Source organism: Nocardioides sp. FY1077 (assembly GCF_058681775.1).
Genome location: NZ_JBZWDB010000001.1, coordinates 901,323 through 917,477 on the forward strand (window position 1 = coordinate 901,323; position 16,155 = coordinate 917,477).

A 16,155-nucleotide genomic window follows, 5' to 3' on the forward strand; every position below is an offset into this window, starting at 1 on the left:
CCGTGCCGGTTGCGTGCAGCGTTGAGAAGGCAGCCGCCCGAAACCTGTACAAGGCGGATCGCATGTGGACTGAGCTTCCCGACGACTCGCCCGCAGAGAAGCAGTGCGAGATCAATCAGTACATCGTCGAGTACGTCGCAGGTCATGAGTCCAAGTCCGTTCCATAGGCGTCACGAACGCAGACACGACTACGCAATTCGGGCAATGGGCCTGCGGGAGGGGCGCGTCTGAACCCGCACGTCTTTCCGCCGCGTGCGCGGCGTGGCGTGGCGTCAGCCGATCAATCGACACCGTCGGTTGCCTTGCTGCGCGTAGCGTCGATCCTCTGACCTCGTCGCGTTGACGGCGAGCACGGCAGGTCACCCCGGCATCGCCGCGGAGAACTCCATGACCAGCCAAGACGCTCCTCGGGAGCTGATGCCGTTCCAGCCTGCCAACATGACGCCCGCGCAACTTGCCGCCGTCTCGTTCCTCGCCCGCTACTCCGGACCTACTCACCACCTGTACTCCTACCAGTTGCGCCGGTGGTTCGCCTGGTGTGAGACCAACGGGGTCGACGCCTTGATCGGCGTAGAGCGCGCACACGTCGAGCTCTACATCCGCTCGTTGACCGGAGGCGGCCTGATGGCCTCGTCGGTGGTCACGATGATGCATGGGGTGCGCGGGTACTTCCGGTTTGCCATATCGACGGACTCACGTCCTCCGATCCAGCGCTCTACGCCCGGCTACCCGAGGTGCATCGTGATGAGTCGCGTACCCAAGGGCTCGACCGACTCGAGCTCATCCGGTTCCTGCAAGTCGCTCAGACGGTCACCGTCCATCACGGCGCACTCGCCTACCTGCTTGGCATCAACGCTCTGCGAGCCTCAGAGGCGGCAGCGGTCCGGATCGAGGACTACGCCGAGACGCTGCGCGGCCACCGCGTCCTGCACCTAGTCGGCAAGGGCAACAAACCCGCCACCATGCCAATCACTGTCTCGGTACTCCGAGTGCTCGAGGCATGCCGAGGCGAGCGGACCGCCGGACCGCTCATCCTGCGTCCGCTCACCGGCAAGCCGGTAGATCGACGTGACGTGTATCGGATGGCCCAGCGCATCGCCCGGGTCGCAGCGATCCCGCGACACATCAGCCCGCACTCGCTGCGCCATGCCGCGATCACCAACGCGCTCGACGCTGGCGTCCCGCTGCGGGGCGCCCAGATCCTCGCCCGGCACGCCGACCCGCGCACCACCGGGCACTACGACCGTGCCCGAGGGAACCCTGACCGCCACGGCGTCCACTTCCCCACCGCCTACGTCGCTGGCGCATAGCTTCGGTGGCACGCCGCCCAGAATGACGCGCCGGAACAGGACGCCTCCCAGGAGAACCGGAACAGTGTTGCGACATAGCGCGATTTCGAGCTTCATGGGGGCCGCTCTCCGCGATCGATCCGCCGCGAAGGTTCAGCGGCAGTTGACCTTCGCGACTTCTCCTTGCTAGGGCTCCACGTTGCCCGGTCCCTTAGACAACATTCGGCCCGCGGCCCGCGGCCCGCGGCCCGCGGCATTCGGCTGGTTGGCGCGGACAGCGCATCGAGCTAACGCAGCTGCGTGAGTCGCCATGCCTGTTCGAACTAAGGCAGGTGCTTCTGCGGGCGAGGGCAGGAGCGGAACTCCGTCACGGCCATCCTCGCGCCGGACGGGCCCTTGTGCTTGTTGATAACCGCGCCCTGTTCGTCGTGCTCGGCGACGTGGTTCATCCAGCCGTCGGTCTCGCGGTAGGTCTTAAAGACCGACCCGCCGTGACCGTCAGCGTCACGTGTCCACCACGTGTTGTCCGCGCCGTCAAGGACGTAGACCCGCTGCGTCTTGCGGTGGTGGCGGCACTCGCGGGGATCGGAGAGGGGCAGGGCGGGCCTCGCGGTCGATGCCGGCCTCGCCACTGCGGGCGGGGTCAGCGGGTGCAGTGCGGCATCGAGGCCGGCCGCGCTCAGCAGGCGATCGGCAAGGTCGTCCTCCAGGGGCCTAACCCCCGGGAGGATCCAGCTCGTGGTCCTACCTCGACCTGCGGCAGCGAAGGCTGCCTCCAGTTCGACCGAGACGTGGTCTCGCGGCCCTACACAGACGAGGTGAACGCCTGAGGATCCGCTGACGCGCGTGCGAACCGACCGCGCGTCCAGCGACCCACGATCCACGACGTCGAGCGAGAGCCCGAGGTGCGCTGCGCGCAACCGCAGCCGTGGGAGGTCGAGGAGGCCGAAGGCGCCGCCCACCGACGGGGCAAGGAGGACGGTGACGGCCTTGGACGGGAGGAGGTAGTCGGGCGCGGCGAAGGGATGGGCGCTGCACATGGCGTCCACGAGCGCGAGCGTGGAGGTGACCCACTGCGTCGTGAGCCAGGCCTCGACCGGCCCGCCACCCGTTGCAGATTCGACGGTGAGCACGCCCATGACCGCCAAGCGCTCGTCGACGGCGCCTGCTTGAAACGCCTCGTCTTCGACTGCTGCCACGGCCACGAGACCGACCCTGTCGACATGCCCGCCCGCCAAAGCCGGCTGGACGTCCCAGGGATCCGACAAGGCCGGTGGCAGCATCCGGAAGCGAAAGCCCGGGGCGCCTAGGAGTGCCGCCCAGGCGGAGTCGCGCAGGTGCTCAGGGATAGGCGGGGGCACACCTGCGGTGAGAGCCTCGGCGAGCGCGTGCAGGGCCGGCCCGTGCGCGGGAAGGTGCAGGCGCCCGTCGGGGAGCAGATAGGCAGTGTCGTCGGCGATGCCGGGTCCGAGGCGGCTGGCGGTCCTTCCGCTGCCCACGGTCACGGTCTGGGTCAGGGGACGGGGACGCTCCAGCAGCTCGCGCAGGCTGAAGGAGGACAAGCGGTCACGGCCCCAGCAGATACTCCGCCGGCACGCTGAGCCTGAGGAGGTCGCTCAGCGGCATACGGTTGATGACGTCCACCAGTTGCGCACGCACCCGGGTCTCGTAGGTGCTGGCTTCGCCTGACGGTCCGATGGCGGCGAAGTGCCTGGCCCGCTGCACTCCCGCCACACCAGCCGGATACGCCGTCCGCGTCGGCTCACCTGCGATCGTGACGTCTTGCGACACGGTGCGAAAGACCGTTTCGAGATCGATGTCGTTGGCCTCGGCCCATGACTTGGCGTGTTCCATGATCCGCTCGCGCAGGAAGCGACGCCAACGTCGCAATGTGGTCTGATGCACTCGAGCAATCTGAAGGAAGACGTCGACTCGGTTGGCACCATCTAGGGCTGTCGACAGCCGCGACTGCATCTCGTTGTGCGAAAGCCCAGCGGTGAACTCGCGCATCCAGCCGGTGAGCGTGTCGTCGTCGACCGCGTGCAGCGGCACCTCATCGGCGTCGGCAGTCGCGTCCGAGAGCGCAGTCCCATCGTCGGCGTAGGACTTTAAGGTGCCGGTGCGGCGATTCCAGAGGTGAGGTCCGGGGTGACCGCGGTCCTGGAACGCCTCCCACACGCCGCGGTCGAGCCGCGTCTGAACTTGCGCATCCGGCTGCGCTATCGCCGTTACGCCGAGCGTGTCCGGCGTGTGGATGCTCAGGTCGTCGGGGCCGCGACGTGCGAGGACGTGCCCTTCGACCTCGGCAGCGCTCAGGAACCGGCGGAAGGTCGTGAACCCGAGCGCACGGGGATCAAATGCCCCGTTCCTCAGTCTCATCCGCGCGGAAACTCCGGCCGCGGAGGTAGTTGCTCCGGAGAGCTCCATCGCGGTCACGGTGGCGACGAGCAGGTCGAACGATTCCGATAAGGACAGCGCGGCGACGGGCGCGTCGACTCCGCTCGAAGCTGCGGATCCAGGATCCCCCACAGTTCCGGTTCCCAAGTCTTGCTTGGCGCCCGGGGCGATCATGCCCTCGGCGCTGGTGGTGGGGTTGGACATTCCGCAGCCTCTCGCGTCGTCGTCCCGGCACGTGCCGGGACCGCGAGAAACAGATCAGCTCCTTCTTCGTCCGCATGAGGCCCTCGCCAAGAGCTTGACAGCGACCCCTGCTGACGAGGTGACTGCCGTACTCTCTTCGGACGAAACTCCTTGGCCCTCGCAAGTCTGATTCTGGTCAGACTTGATTGGGTCCTCGTTTCCCACTGCTAATGCTACGGGTTGCCCGGTGTCCGTCAAGTCCAGTCCACCCGTGTAGGCGCGAGCCGGGGCCGGAGAGTTGGTCAGGCACCGGTGTTCGTGAGGTCGCTTACCTCAAGCGCCGAGTTGTCGGGATCGGGGTCGTCGCGTCGTCGCGCGGCCGGTTGAGAGAACGGGCGAAGGCACTGGTGGCACGGTCATCTGATGCTCCAAGGCCACCCATCGCTAGGCACCTGTCGCTGCCGTCGCGTCGGGTTGCAGCCTCGCGCTTTGAGGCAGCCGCACAGCTAGCGAGCACGTCGGCCAAGTCACGCAGCAGTGCTGGAGCGAAACCGACCACCGACGGCGCGGGTGGCCGGGCCCGGACCTTAGCGCGACAGTTGGTGGCATGGAGCTGAGACTGAGTCCGCTCAGTTGAGACGGACCCCGCTTTGAGCGCAGGCGCAGTCGATGGAGTGGACGGGGTCCGTGCGTCTTTCCCCCGCCTATGCCGCAGCTCGGGCGAGCGTCTCCCGGGCGCCGCGCACGACTGCGGCGTCGATAAACCGTCCGAAGGCGTCCACAGCCACACCGCTCCCAGCCGCCTCGTAGCGCTCAACAATGTCGCGGGCGGCGGCGACGTCGTCGTCCGACGGGGTCAGCACGGCGTGGATGACCGGCACCTGGCCGGGGTGGATCGCGGTGCGGGAGCGGAAGCCGAGGTCGAGGGCGAGGCGGGTGCTCTCGGCGAACGCATCGAGGTCGCGGAAGTCGGTCGAGGTCGGGGCCACCGGGGCCGCCAGACCAGCGGCGGCGCTGTGCACCACGATCTGCGTGCGCAGGGCGGCCACCACGGCTTCCGTGCGGTGGGTGCGGGCCACGCGGAGGTCGCCCAGCAGGTCGACCTCGCCGACGCCGAAGGCGGTGAGGGCCGGGTGGGCGGCCATCTCCGCCAGGGCGAGCAGGCCTGCGGCGCTCTCGACGAGGCCGACCACCAGTGGTTTCGAGACGCTCGCTGGCGCTCGCTCCTCAACCACCGAGGGGCCGCTCGCTGGCGCTCGCTCCTCAACCACCGAGGGGGCGCTCGCTGGCGCTCGCTCCTCAACCACCGAAGGGTTGCTCTCTGGCGCTTGCTCCTCGCTGCTCGACCTACGAGCGGCGTCCGGTGGTTTCGAGACGCTCGCTGGCGCTCGCTCCTCAACCACCAAGGGTTGCTGGGGCTCGTTGCTTGACCAGCGGGGGTGGGCGGTCAGGGCGTGGAGGGCGGCGGGGGTGCAGCCGGCGAGGAAGAGGCCGGAGAGGTGGGGATGGAGGACGGCGTCGAGGTCGGCGGTGAGGCCGTGGGGGTCGACGCGCACCCACACCTGCGGGCCGGGGGCGTCGGGGTCGAGGTCGTCGAGCCAGCGACGCACGGCGGCGCGGGCGTCGTCCTTGGCGGACAGCGGCACGGCGTCCTCGAGGTCGAGCACCACCGCGTCGGCGGGGCCGGCGGCGGCCTTGGCGAACAGGTCGGGCCGGTTGCCGGGCACGTAGAGGAAGGAGCGGGGGAGCATCAGGCGCTCCGCTGCCGCAGGCGCTCGGTGATCTCGTGCGCGGCCTCGACCACCGGGCGCGTCTGGTGCTCCTCGGTGCCGCCGGTGTAGCGGAAGACCGGCCCCGACGAGCTCACCGAGCCCAGCACGTTGCCGGCCACGTCGAAGAACGGCGAGGCGATCGAGGCGGCGCCGGTGTTGCGCTCGTTCAGCGACACCGTGTAGCCCCGCTCGCGGGTGAGGGCGAGGTCGGCGAGGTAGGCCTCGGCGTCGGTCTCCGGCTTGATCGCCAGCAGCTGGCGCACGGCCTCGTCGACCAAGGCCTGCGGCAGGTGGGCCAGGATCGCGCGGCTCGACGCTCCGGAGTGCAGCGGGAAGCGGGGCCCGATCTCGACGACCATCTTCACCTCCTGCGGGCTCTCGAACTGGTCGAGGTAGATGCGCTGGTCGCCCACCAGCACCGACAGCGTCGTGGTCTCCCGCGTCGTGTCGCGCAGCCGCCGCAGCACCGGCGAGGCCACCGAGCGCACGTCGAGCTGGCTCCACGCCCGCGCCGCCAGCCCGGCCGCCGCCGGGCCCAGCACGTACGCCGAGCCGCCCGGCACCGGCTGCACCAGCGAGCGCGACGACAGCGACTGCAGGATGCGGTGCACCACGGCCTTGCTCAGCGACAGCGAGCGCGCGATGCGCGAGACGCCGAGGGGGTCCTCGGAGCGGGCGAAGAGCAGCAGCACGTCGGCGACGCGGTCGGCCGCCTCCGTTCCGCCCGGTGTCTCCCGGACGACGTCGCCGCGGATCTGTTCAGCGCTCACGGGCACATCCCTCTGTCGTGGTGTTTCGCTTAGCGGAACTGTAACGCTTGCGTTTCGCGTCGGGCGACCCCTAGATATCGCCCAAGCGCTGGTGCATACTCGCTGACACGTCGGCAAAGGGCAGTTCGGGTGCCCCGCACCACTCCGCTCAGCGGAACGGCTAGTCCAGACCATCGTTCCCTCCAGGGGAACGCACACTGTGCCGCAGGCACGAAAGGTTGGTCCAGCACCATGAAGAACTCCCTCGTGGCGGCCCTCGCCGTCGGCACCCTCTCCCTGGCGGCCTGCGGGTCCGGCGGATCCTCCGGCAGCGCCGACGGCGAGATCATGATCGGCTCGGTGCACCCGGTCACCGGCGCCCTCGCCGGTGTCGGCTCTCTGATGAACAACGGCGCCCAGATGGCCATCGACGACGTCAACGCCGACGGCGGCATCAAGTCGCTCGACGGCGCCGAGCTCACCCTCGGCGAGGGCGACAGCAAGGGCGTCGCCGACAGCGGCCAGAGCGAGGCCCAGCGCCTGATCAGCGACGGCGCGGTGGCCCTGGTCGGCACCTACCAGAGCGACGTCACCGCGAACGTCTCCGCCGTCGCCGAGCGCGCCGGCGTCCCGCTGGTCATCGACGTGGCCGTCGACGACACGATCCTCCAGCAGGGCTACCAGAACACCTTCCGCATCCAGCCCGACGCCACGAGCATGGGCACCGACGGCGCCCAGGCGCTCATCGAGCTGGCCGAGGCCAACGGCGAGCCGGTCGAGTCGGTCTCCTACATCCACATCGAGGGCGCCTTCGGCCAGAGCGTGTTCGACGCGTTCGCCGCCGAGGCCGAGGCCAACGGCGTGGAGGTGCTCGAGGAGGTCACCTACCCCGGCACCAACTTCACCGACGCCACCACGCAGGTGCGCGAGGCGGTCGCCGCCGACCCCGACGTCATCGTGGTCACCGGCTACTACCCCGACAGCCTGCTTATCGCCCAGGCCATCGAGGCGCTGGGCCCCGACGTCGACGCCGTCTACGGCGTGGCCAACGGTGCCTTCGACGACGGCGCGTTCCCCGGTGACGCCGGCCCGGCCGGCTCGCAGGTGCTGAGCGCCAACTACCACTACGCCGCCACCGACGACCGGGTCGCCGAGATCCGCACCCGCTTCGAGGAGGAGTACGGCAAGCCGATGGAGACCGCCTCGATGCTGTCGTACCAGGCCGTCATGGTGATCGCCCAGGCGCTCGAGGAGGCCGGCTCCGACGACCCGGAGGCCGTGCGCGACGCGATCGCCGACATCGAGGTCGAGGACCCGCTGCTGGCCTTCGACGGCCCCATCACCTTCGACGAGACCGGGCAGAACGAGAACGCCACCGTGATCGTCATGCAGGTGCAGGACGACAAGGTCGAGCAGGTCTTCCCGGCCGACTTCACCACCAGCGACCCGGTCTACCCGACCGAGCGCTGAGCCTCCGCCCCCGTCGAGAACGGACGCCCATGACCGACACCACCACCGAGCCCGGGCCGGGCGCCGCCACCGCGGTGCCCGGCCAGGGCCGCCGGACCCACCGGCTCCCCACCGTGCCCCTCGTCGTGCTCGGCACCGTCGTGCTCGCGCTGGTGCTCGTCTACACCGTGGGCAACCGCGAGTCGGGCCTGGTCACCCAGTCGGTGGCCACCGGCCTGCTGCTCGGCGGCGTCTACGCGCTGGTCTCGGTCGGGCTCACCCTGATCTTCGGCGTGCTCGGCATCGTCAACTTCGCCCAGGGCGCGATGCTCACCATGGCGATGTTCCTGGTCTACGAGATGTCGACCTCCGGCGGCATCCCCGTGTACGTCGCCACGCTGCTGGCGGTGCCGGTCATGTTCCTCTTCGGCGTGCTCGTGCAGGCCACCCTGCTCAACAAGCTGACGATGGCCGGCAACGAGGAGGGACCGCTGCTGATCACGCTCGGCCTCTCGCTGCTCATCGTCAACGTGCTGCTGATGATCTTCGGCGGCCGTCCGCTGCGGGTGCCGAGCTCGGTGACCGGCTCGGTCACGGTGCTCGACGCGATCGTGTCCTACGAGCGGCTGATCGCCTTCGGGGGCGCGCTGCTGGTGGCCGGAGCGCTCACGCTCCTGCTGCGCGGCACGTCGTTCGGGCTGTCCATCCGTGCGGTCTCGGCCAACACCCAGGGCGCCTCGCTGGTCGGCGTCGACGTGCGCCGCGTCTACGCCCTCACCTTCGGCATCGGCTCGGCCTGCGTGGCCGTGGCCGGCGGGCTGATGGCGCCGTTCCTCAGCCTCACGCCGTCGGTGGGCGACCAGTTCACGATCCTGGCGTTCGTCATCGTGGTGCTCGGCGGGCTCGGTAGCGTCGCCGGCGCCGTCGTCGGCGGCCTGGTGATCGGGCTCGTGCAGACGGTCGGGGCGCTCTACCTGCCCGGCACCGGCTCGCTGATCCTGGTCTTCGCGGTGTTCGTGCTGGTGCTGTTCTTCCGCCCGCAGGGCATCTTCGGGGCCACCCGATGAGCACCGCGATGCAGCAGGCTCCCCAGCGCCCGAGCGTGTCGGCCGACGACCCGCGCCTGCGCGACCCCTCCACCTCGCGCACCTACGCCGCGCTCGCGGTGCTGGTGGCGCTGCTCGCCGTGCTGCCGCTGGCGCTCGACGAGCAGACCCAGTCGGTGGCCATCCGCACGCTGATCTTCGCGATCCTCGCCGTCGGGTGGAACCTGATGAGCGGGTACGGCGGCATGTTCAGCTTCGGCCACGCCGCGTTCTTCGGCATCGGGGCCTACACCGACGCCTACCTGCTGGTCGAGCACGGCGTCTCGCCGTGGATCTCGATGCTCGTCGGGGCCGCCATCTCCGCCGCGGCCGGCACGCTGATCGCGTTCCTGTGCCTGCGCTACCGGCTCGCCGGGGCGTACTTCGCGCTGGCCACGTTCGCCTTCGCGCAGGTCTTCCTGCTCGCCGTGCAGAACCTCGACTTCCTGCGCCGCACCGAGGGCTTCAACGTCCCGCTGCTGACCGAGGACTCCTGGGCGATGATGCAGTTCGAGCAGGGCAGCCGCTACTACTACTGGATCCCGCTGGCGATCCTGGCCCTCGGCCTCTTCGGCACCGTCGCCTTCGTCAACTCCCGCGCCGGGCAGTACGTGCAGGCCGTGCGCGACGACGAGGTCGCGGCCGCCTCCCTCGGCATCCGGGTGATGCGCTACCGGCTCATCACGGTCGCGCTCAGCTGCGCCTTCACCTCGCTGGCCGGCGCCTTCTACACCCAGTACTACTTCTTCGTCGGCCCCGAGCAGGCCTTCGGCTCCTCGGTCTCGGTCAACGCCATCGTGCCGGCCGTCATCGGCGGCATCGGCACCATCTGGGGCCCGCTGGTCGGCGCCCTGGTGGTCGGCCCGCTCTCGGAGTGGATCGCGCAGATCCTGCGCGACCCGCCGGAGTTCCTCGGGTTCCTCCAGGGCGTCACCGGCCTCGACGTGGCGATCTACGCCGCGCTGCTCGTCCTCATCGTGCTGTTCATGCCCAAGGGCATCTACGGCACCCTGCGCGATCGGTTCCGCTCATGACGCTGCTGCACGTGGAGTCGCTGACCAAGACCTTCGGCGGGCTCACCGCCGTGCGCGACGTCGACGTCGACGTCAGCGACGGGGAGTTCCTCGGCATCGTCGGGCCCAACGGCGCCGGCAAGACCACGCTGTTCTCGCTGCTCGCGGGCCAGCTGCAGCCGACGCGCGGACGGGTGGTCTTCGACGGCACCGACATCACCGGCTGGTCGCCGGCGCAGGTGGCCAGCACCGGGCTGGTGCGCACCTTCCAGCTGATGCGGCCCTTCGAGTCGATGAGCGTGCTCGACAACGTCGCCATCGCCGCCCACGGGCGGCACCGCTCCCGCAAGGCCGCCCGCCGCGCGGCGCTGGAGGTCATCGACCGGGTGCAGCTCGATCGCTACGTGCACTCGCCGTCGGGCAGCCTGCCCACCGCCGGGCTCAAGCGCCTCGAGCTGGCCCGGACCCTGGCGCTCGAGCCGCGGCTGCTGCTGCTCGACGAGGTGCTGGCCGGGCTGGTGCCGGCCGAGCGCGCCCCGATGATCGAGCTGCTGCGCGAGATCCACGCCGACGGCATGACGGTGATGTTCGTCGAGCACATCATGGCCGCGGTGATGGCGCTCTCCGAGCGGCTGCTGGTCATGGCCGAGGGCGCCGAGCTCGCCCTGGGCGACCCCCACGAGGTCATCGCCGACCCCCGCGTCGTCGAGGCCTACCTCGGAGAGGACTACGCATGAGCGCCGAGAAGCACGCGGGCCACGACAAGGGCCCCGACAAGGGCGCCGACGCGCTCCTGCGGCTGCGCGACCTGCACGCCGGCTACCGCCGCCTGGAGATCCTGCACGGCCTCGACCTCCACGTCGGGCGCGGCGAGATCGTCTCCCTGATCGGGGCCAACGGCGCCGGCAAGACCACCACGCTGCGCGCGGTGGCCGGCCTGGTGTCGGTGACCGGCGGCGAGATCCTGTTCGACGGCGCGGCGGTGCACAAGATGCGTCCCCACCAGGTCGTGCGGGCCGGGCTGGTGCACGTCGCCCAGGACCGCGCGCTGTTCGGCGAGCTGCAGGTCATCGAGAACCTCGAGATGGGCGCCTACACCAAGGCCCGCTCGACGGTGAAGGGCTCCCTCGACGAGGTCTTCGACCTGTTCCCGATCCTCGCGGCCCGCCGCACCCAGCGCGCCGAGACCATGTCGGGCGGCCAGCAGCAGATGCTGGCCATCGGCCGGGCGATGATGGCGCGCCCCACCTGTCTCACCCTCGACGAGCCGTCGGTGGGCCTGGCGCCCAACCTGGTCGGGCAGGTGCTGACCGCCATCCGGCGCATCCGCGACTCGGGGGTGACGGTGCTGATCGTGGAGCAGAACGCCTCGCAGGCACTCGCCATCTCCGACCGCGCCTACGTCATCGAGAGCGGCTCGATCGTGCTCGAGGGCACCGGCGCCGAGCTCGCCGACGACCCGCGGGTGCGCGAGGCGTACCTCGGGGTCTGAGGGGACCGCCGTGGAGTTCCTGGTGCACATCGAGATCGTCTGGCCCCCCGACGCGCCGCCCGAGCAGCGCGAGGAGATCTTCGCCCGCGAGCTCGAGCGCGGCCAGCAGCTGGCCGCGGCCGGCCAGCTGCGCCGGCTGTGGCGGGTGCCGGGCCGGTGGGCCAACTGGAGCCTGTACGACGTCGCCGACGCCACCGAGCTGCACGCCGCGCTCTCCTCGCTCCCGCTGTGGCCGTGGATGGACATCGAGGTCCACGCCCTGGCCGAGCACCCCAACGACCCCCGCGCGCTCGGCATCGAGCCGCCGCGCCCCGACCCGGAGGACTGAGCCCGTGAGGCTGCTCGCCATCACCCCGATCGTCGTCGACGACGCCGAGCTCGAGCGCCGTCGCCGGCGCTACGCCGACCTCGCGCCCGACGGCGTCACCGTCGTCCTCGAGCACCTGCACGCCGGGCCCGGTGACGACGCCGACCTCCCGCGCGCCCTGGACACCCCCGACGACGTGCGGGCCAGCGAGGAGGCGCTGCGGGTGCGGTACGCCGCCGTCGACCCCGCCGGGTGGGACGCGTACCTGCCCGACTGCGTGCTCGACCCGCTCGCCGACGCCGGCCACGGCTCCGAGGAGGGCCTGGCGCGGCCGGTGCTCGGCCTGGGCCGGCTCACCGCGGCGTTCGCCGCCGGCCAGGGCGCCCGGCTCGGCGCGGTCGCCCGCAACCCCGCGATCGCCGCCGAGCTCGACCGCCGCCTCGCGCAGTACGGCGTCACCACGGTGGCGCCCACCGCCGTGCTCGACCTGTCGGTCGACGACATCGCCGACGACGCCGCCTGGGCGGCCGCGGTCGAGCGCACCGTCGCCGAGCTCGACTGCGACTTCGTGCTCAACGCCTGCTCGGCCGTCGACGTCGGCGCGCAGCCCGACCCGCCGTACCTGCTCGACCCCGCGGCCACCGCGCTGGCGCTGCTCGCCGTGCGCGCCCGGGTGACGGGGGAGGACCGATGAGCGGCCACTCCGACGAGACCGACGGCCCCGACCTGGTGGTCGCCGGCGCCGGTGGGGGGCTGGTGGCCGCGCTGCGGGCCGCCTCGCTGGGCCTGAGCGTGCTGGTCGTGGAGCGCAACGAGCACTTCGCGCGCGGCAACAACACCGCGATGTCCACGGCGATGGTGCCCGGCGCCGGCACCCGCTGGCAGCGCGAGGCCGGCGTCGACGACTCCCCGGAGGCGTTCGTCGCCGACGTGCTGGCCAAGACCGGCGGCGAGGCCGACCGGCGCCTGGCCGGCGCGCTGGCCGGGGTCTCCGCGCGCCTCGTGGAGTGGCTGGCCGACGAGGCCGGGCTGCCGCTGTCGCTGGTCACCGACTTCTCCTACCCCGGCCACTCCCGGCTGCGCTGCCACACCGTGCCGGGCCGCGCCGGGCAGGCCATGCTCGGCGACCTGCTGCGTGCGGTGCGTCGCAGCGACCTCGTCGACCTGATGGTGCCGGCACGGCTGCTTGACGTGGTCGTCGACGACGCCGGCGCGGTCTGCGCGGTGGTCGTGGAGACCCCCAACGGCGAGGAGCGGGTGCCGACCCGGGCCGTGCTGCTGGCCACCAACGGCTTCGGGGCCGACACCGCGCTGGTGCGCGAGCACCTCCCCGAGATCGCCGGCGCGACCTACCACGGCAGCGAGGGCTCCACCGGTGACGCGTTGCGCATCGGCGCCCGCCTCGGCGCCGCCACCGCCTACCTCGACTCCTACCAGGGCCACGCCGCGCTCACCCCGGCCGCGACGCTGGCCGGCTGGGCCACCGTGATGCACGGCGGCGTGGTGGTCGACCTGCGCGGTGAGCGCTTCGGCGACGAGACCACCGGCTACTCCGAGTACGCCGCCCGCCTCGGCGCGCAGGAGGGCGGGCGCGGCTGGATCGTGCTCGACGAGCGCATCCACCTGGCGTGCCTGGCCTTCGACGACTACCGCGCCACCCTCGAGTCGGGCGTCGACCGCGCCGCCGACGACGTCGCCGGCCTGGCCGCCGCGACCGGCCTGCCCGCCGAGGCCCTGGCCGCCACGCTGGCCGCGGCGCACGAGGCGGCCGTCGGCGAGGCCGCCGACGCGTTCGGCCGCACCCACTGGGAGGCGCCGCTCGCGGGGCCCTACCGCGCGGTGCCGGTCACCCCGGCGCTCTTCCACACCCAGGGCGGGCTCGTGGTCGACGAGCACGCGCGGGTGCTGCGCGACGAGCAGCCGATCGTGGGGCTGTACGCCGCGGGCGGCGCGGCCGCGGGCATCTCCGGGCACGGCGCCGCGGGCTACCTCGCCGGCAACGGGCTGCTGCCCGCGCTGGGGCTGTCGTTCCTCGCCGCCGAGCACGTCGCGGGGCACGTCCCCGCCTGAGGGCTGGCCCGTCGCCTCAAAGCTCGGTACGCACCCGGCTGCGCTCGTCGTCGACCCGACGCTCCTCAGGACGTCCGGCCAGGCGAGCCGAGTGCGTTGCCGGTGGTGCGGCGCCTCCGCCTTTGCTCGTGTCGGTGGTAGCTGGCATCGACACCCGCGCCACTGGCGCCAATGATGAGCCGGTGACGCGACGCGTGGACGACCGCACGGGCGGCGGGGCGGAGGATGCCTACGCGCCCTCCCAGCTGTCGGTGCGGAGCTGGCGACAGCTGCTGCGGCGAGCCGCGCGGCACGTGGTGGAGGCTCGGCTGCCCTTCCTCAGCGCCGGGGTCGCCTTCTTCGCAGTCTTGTCGGTCGCGCCCGTGCTGGTGACCGCCCTCTCGGTCTACGGCGTCCTGAACACGCCTGCCCAGGCGATGAGCCAGCTCGCTCAGGGCGCGGAGGTGCTGCCGCCGCAGGTCGAGCTGCTCGTCACCGACCAGCTGACCAGCATCACCACTGCCTCGACGGAGGTGCTGACGGTGCGCGGCTTGGCCGGGCTCGCGCTGGCGCTCTGGACCGCCACGACCGCGATGGTGGCGCTCATCGACGCGTTGACCGTGGCCTACCACGAGACCGAGACGAGGAGCTTCCTGCGCCGGACCTCCCTCGGTCTGCTGTTCGTCCTCGGCGGGGCGCTCCTGCTGGGCGCGGTCATCGCCCTCGCCGGCGTGGTCTCCCGGACCCTCGAGGACTCTCCCGGCTACGTGCGCGGGGCGGCCGCGATCGCGGCCTGGCCGATGCTGGCAGTGGGGATGGGCACGGTGCTCGCTGTCCTCTACCGGTTCGCCCCGGACCGCAAGAATCCCCAGTGGCGGTGGACGACGTGGGGAGCAGTCGGTGCCACCGTGCTGTGGGCAGCCACCTCCGTGGCGCTGTTCACCTACGTGCAGAACCTCGGCACCTACGGGACCACCTACGGCTCGCTCGCCGGCGTGGCGATCAGCATGTTCTGGCTGTGGCTCACCGTCCTGCTGATCGTGCTCGGAGCGGCTGTCAACGGTGAGTCGGAGAGGCAGACCGGGTACGACTCCACCACCGGTCCCGAGCGCCCGCTGGGCCGACGCGGAGCGGTGGTCGCCGACAGCACGCCGTCCCACCTCGACGAGCGCTGAGCCCGACCTGCGTCCGTCCGCCGCCTTCGGGCGCGGTCTCCAGTCGGTCCACGGACCACGTGCTGCACACTTGACCCGTGCCGGTGCTCGACGAGGTCCTCGAGGACAGGGTCGTCATCCTCGACGGCGGGATGTCGAACGCCCTGGAGGACCGAGGTCGCGATCTCTCCGACGACCTGTGGACCGCACGGCTGCTCCGCGACGATCCCGCTGAGATCGTCGCGGTGCACCGTGCGTACTTCGAGGCGGGCGCCGACGTCGCGACGACGGCGAGCTACCAGGCCAGCGTCCCCGGCCTGGTCCGGGCCGGACTCTCCGAGGAGGCCGCAGCCGCACTGGTGCGGAGCAGCGTCCACCGTGCCCGGGAGGCGGCGGACGCCGTCGCCGCGTCGACCGGGCGGGAGCTCCTGGTCGCTGCGTCGGTCGGGCCCTACGGCGCCGCGTTGGCCGACGGCTCCGAGTACCGCGGCAGGTACGGCGTCTCCGCGGCCACCCTCCGCGACTTCCACGCGCCACGGCTCGAGCTCCTCGCCTCCGCGGCTCCGGACCTCCTGGCGGTCGAGACCGTCCCGGACCTCGACGAGGCCGAGGTCCTGGTGCCGCTGCTGGACGCCCTCGGCGTGCCGGCGTGGTTCTGCTACTCCGTCAGCGGCGGCGAGACGCGGGCGGGCCAGCCGCTGCGCGCGGCCTACCAGGTCCTGGCCGAGAGCACGGCGGTGATCGCCGCCGGGGTCAACTGCTCCGCGCCCGCCGACGTCCTGCACGCCGTCGAGACGGCGGTCTCGGTCACGGGGAAGCCAGGTGTCGCCTACCCCAACCGCGGCGAGGCGTGGGACGCCCGGTCGAACACCTGGGCGGGGGAGGGGTCGTTCGACCTCGCGCTCGCCGCCGACTGGGTCGACGCCGGGGCACGCCTGATCGGCGGTTGCTGCCGGGTCGGACCCGCGGACATCGCGCAGCTGGCGTCGACGCTCCGGCGTTGATGTAGCGAGGGGGCGGCTCGTCGCGCGCGTCCCGTGGTCTCGATACACCTCGTCGCTGGCGCTCCTCGGCACTCGACCACCGATGACCGTGCGTCATCCGGCATCCGGGCGTCCCGTGGTCTCGATACACCTCGTCGCTGGCGCTCCTCGGCACTCGACCACCGATGACCGTGCGAGCGCCACTCGACCACCGAAACCGATTCGACCACGGA

At 71.5% G+C, this 16,155-nt stretch carries 15 protein-coding genes and 1 pseudogene; 12 read left to right on the forward strand and 4 right to left on the reverse strand.

Translation table 11 applies throughout. The features are described from left to right. Positions 1-438: 438 nt before the first annotated feature. Both AC4OR8_RS04200 and AC4OR8_RS04205 read left to right on the forward strand, forming a co-directional pair. A pseudogene (locus AC4OR8_RS04200) lies at positions 439-675 on the forward strand (hypothetical protein); the annotation flags it as partial. 59 nt (positions 676-734) lie between these two features. Further along, on the forward strand, positions 735-1,310 hold the full coding sequence (locus tag AC4OR8_RS04205; RefSeq protein ID WP_492164316.1) for a tyrosine-type recombinase/integrase: 576 nt from the start codon (positions 735-737) through the stop codon (positions 1,308-1,310). Positions 1,311-1,612: 302 nt separating this feature from the next. Here the strand turns inward: AC4OR8_RS04205 and AC4OR8_RS04210 are convergent, their stop codons facing one another. The 4 genes from AC4OR8_RS04210 to AC4OR8_RS04225 all read right to left on the reverse strand — a co-directional run bounded on the left by AC4OR8_RS04210 (position 1,613) and on the right by AC4OR8_RS04225 (position 6,411). Further along, the gene (locus AC4OR8_RS04210) at positions 1,613-2,851 is read right to left on the reverse strand and encodes a hypothetical protein (RefSeq protein ID WP_492164317.1); all 1,239 of its coding nucleotides are present in this window, start codon (positions 2,849-2,851) and stop codon (positions 1,613-1,615) included. A gap of 4 nt (positions 2,852-2,855) precedes the next feature. Next, positions 2,856-3,890: an LOTUS domain-containing protein gene (locus tag AC4OR8_RS04215; protein WP_492164318.1), complete on the reverse strand. Its 1,035-nt coding sequence runs from the start codon at positions 3,888-3,890 to the stop codon at positions 2,856-2,858. Between the two features lie 683 nt (positions 3,891-4,573). Beyond that, positions 4,574-5,620, reverse strand: coding sequence for an HpcH/HpaI aldolase/citrate lyase family protein (locus AC4OR8_RS04220; RefSeq protein ID WP_492164319.1), 1,047 nt, complete (start codon positions 5,618-5,620; stop codon positions 4,574-4,576). Next, positions 5,620-6,411 carry an IclR family transcriptional regulator gene (locus AC4OR8_RS04225; protein ID WP_492164320.1) on the reverse strand — a complete coding sequence of 264 codons (792 nt, stop codon included), beginning with the start codon at positions 6,409-6,411 and terminating at the stop codon, positions 5,620-5,622. The genes AC4OR8_RS04220 and AC4OR8_RS04225 overlap by 1 nt, the downstream gene beginning before the upstream one ends. A gap of 231 nt (positions 6,412-6,642) precedes the next feature. Between AC4OR8_RS04225 and AC4OR8_RS04230 the strand changes: the two genes are divergently transcribed. From AC4OR8_RS04230 to mmuM, 10 genes are all read left to right on the forward strand, one after another. After that, positions 6,643-7,860: an ABC transporter substrate-binding protein gene (locus AC4OR8_RS04230; protein ID WP_492164321.1), complete on the forward strand. Its 1,218-nt coding sequence runs from the start codon at positions 6,643-6,645 to the stop codon at positions 7,858-7,860. A gap of 29 nt (positions 7,861-7,889) precedes the next feature. Then, positions 7,890-8,906 (forward strand): branched-chain amino acid ABC transporter permease, encoded by a 1,017-nt coding sequence (locus tag AC4OR8_RS04235; protein WP_492164322.1) that lies wholly within the window; start codon positions 7,890-7,892, stop codon positions 8,904-8,906. Continuing rightward, positions 8,903-9,958 (forward strand): branched-chain amino acid ABC transporter permease, encoded by a 1,056-nt coding sequence (locus tag AC4OR8_RS04240; RefSeq protein ID WP_492164323.1) that lies wholly within the window; start codon positions 8,903-8,905, stop codon positions 9,956-9,958. Before AC4OR8_RS04235 ends, AC4OR8_RS04240 begins: the two co-directional genes overlap by 4 nt. Next, positions 9,955-10,674 carry an ABC transporter ATP-binding protein gene (locus tag AC4OR8_RS04245; protein ID WP_492164324.1) on the forward strand — a complete coding sequence of 240 codons (720 nt, stop codon included), beginning with the start codon at positions 9,955-9,957 and terminating at the stop codon, positions 10,672-10,674. The genes AC4OR8_RS04240 and AC4OR8_RS04245 overlap by 4 nt, the downstream gene beginning before the upstream one ends. Next, on the forward strand, positions 10,671-11,429 hold the full coding sequence (locus tag AC4OR8_RS04250; protein ID WP_492164325.1) for an ABC transporter ATP-binding protein: 759 nt from the start codon (positions 10,671-10,673) through the stop codon (positions 11,427-11,429). Before AC4OR8_RS04245 ends, AC4OR8_RS04250 begins: the two co-directional genes overlap by 4 nt. Before the next feature lie 10 nt (positions 11,430-11,439). Beyond that, positions 11,440-11,757 carry a muconolactone Delta-isomerase gene (locus tag AC4OR8_RS04255; RefSeq protein ID WP_492164326.1) on the forward strand — a complete coding sequence of 106 codons (318 nt, stop codon included), beginning with the start codon at positions 11,440-11,442 and terminating at the stop codon, positions 11,755-11,757. A 4-nt stretch (positions 11,758-11,761) separates the two neighbouring features. Then, on the forward strand, positions 11,762-12,430 hold the full coding sequence (locus tag AC4OR8_RS04260) for a hypothetical protein (RefSeq protein ID WP_492164327.1): 669 nt from the start codon (positions 11,762-11,764) through the stop codon (positions 12,428-12,430). Further along, positions 12,427-13,806: an FAD-dependent oxidoreductase gene (locus tag AC4OR8_RS04265; protein ID WP_492164328.1), complete on the forward strand. Its 1,380-nt coding sequence runs from the start codon at positions 12,427-12,429 to the stop codon at positions 13,804-13,806. The genes AC4OR8_RS04260 and AC4OR8_RS04265 overlap by 4 nt, the downstream gene beginning before the upstream one ends. A gap of 182 nt (positions 13,807-13,988) precedes the next feature. Further along, entirely contained in the window at positions 13,989-14,960 is a 972-nt protein-coding gene (locus tag AC4OR8_RS04270; protein ID WP_492164329.1) for a YihY/virulence factor BrkB family protein, read from the forward strand. Positions 14,961-15,037: 77 nt separating this feature from the next. Next, the gene (mmuM, locus tag AC4OR8_RS04275; protein ID WP_492164330.1) at positions 15,038-15,943 is read left to right on the forward strand and encodes a homocysteine S-methyltransferase; all 906 of its coding nucleotides are present in this window, start codon (positions 15,038-15,040) and stop codon (positions 15,941-15,943) included. Positions 15,944-16,155: the final 212 nt, after the last annotated feature.

Excerpts from the sequence above, each read along its gene's own strand:
- AC4OR8_RS04250 (WP_492164325.1), top strand. The coding sequence starts at position 10,671 with ATGAGCGCCGAGAAGCACGCGGGCCACGACAAGGGCCCCGACAAGGGC.
- AC4OR8_RS04235 (WP_492164322.1), top strand. The coding sequence starts at position 7,890 with ATGACCGACACCACCACCGAGCCCGGGCCGGGCGCCGCCACCGCGGTG.
- AC4OR8_RS04240 (WP_492164323.1), top strand. The coding sequence starts at position 8,903 with ATGAGCACCGCGATGCAGCAGGCTCCCCAGCGCCCGAGCGTGTCGGCC.
- AC4OR8_RS04265 (WP_492164328.1), top strand. The coding sequence starts at position 12,427 with ATGAGCGGCCACTCCGACGAGACCGACGGCCCCGACCTGGTGGTCGCC.
- AC4OR8_RS04220 (WP_492164319.1), bottom strand. The coding sequence starts at position 5,620 with ATGCTCCCCCGCTCCTTCCTCTACGTGCCCGGCAACCGGCCCGACCTG.
- AC4OR8_RS04215 (WP_492164318.1), bottom strand. The coding sequence starts at position 3,890 with ATGTCCAACCCCACCACCAGCGCCGAGGGCATGATCGCCCCGGGCGCC.
- AC4OR8_RS04245 (WP_492164324.1), top strand. The coding sequence starts at position 9,955 with ATGACGCTGCTGCACGTGGAGTCGCTGACCAAGACCTTCGGCGGGCTC.
- AC4OR8_RS04230 (WP_492164321.1), top strand. The coding sequence starts at position 6,643 with ATGAAGAACTCCCTCGTGGCGGCCCTCGCCGTCGGCACCCTCTCCCTG.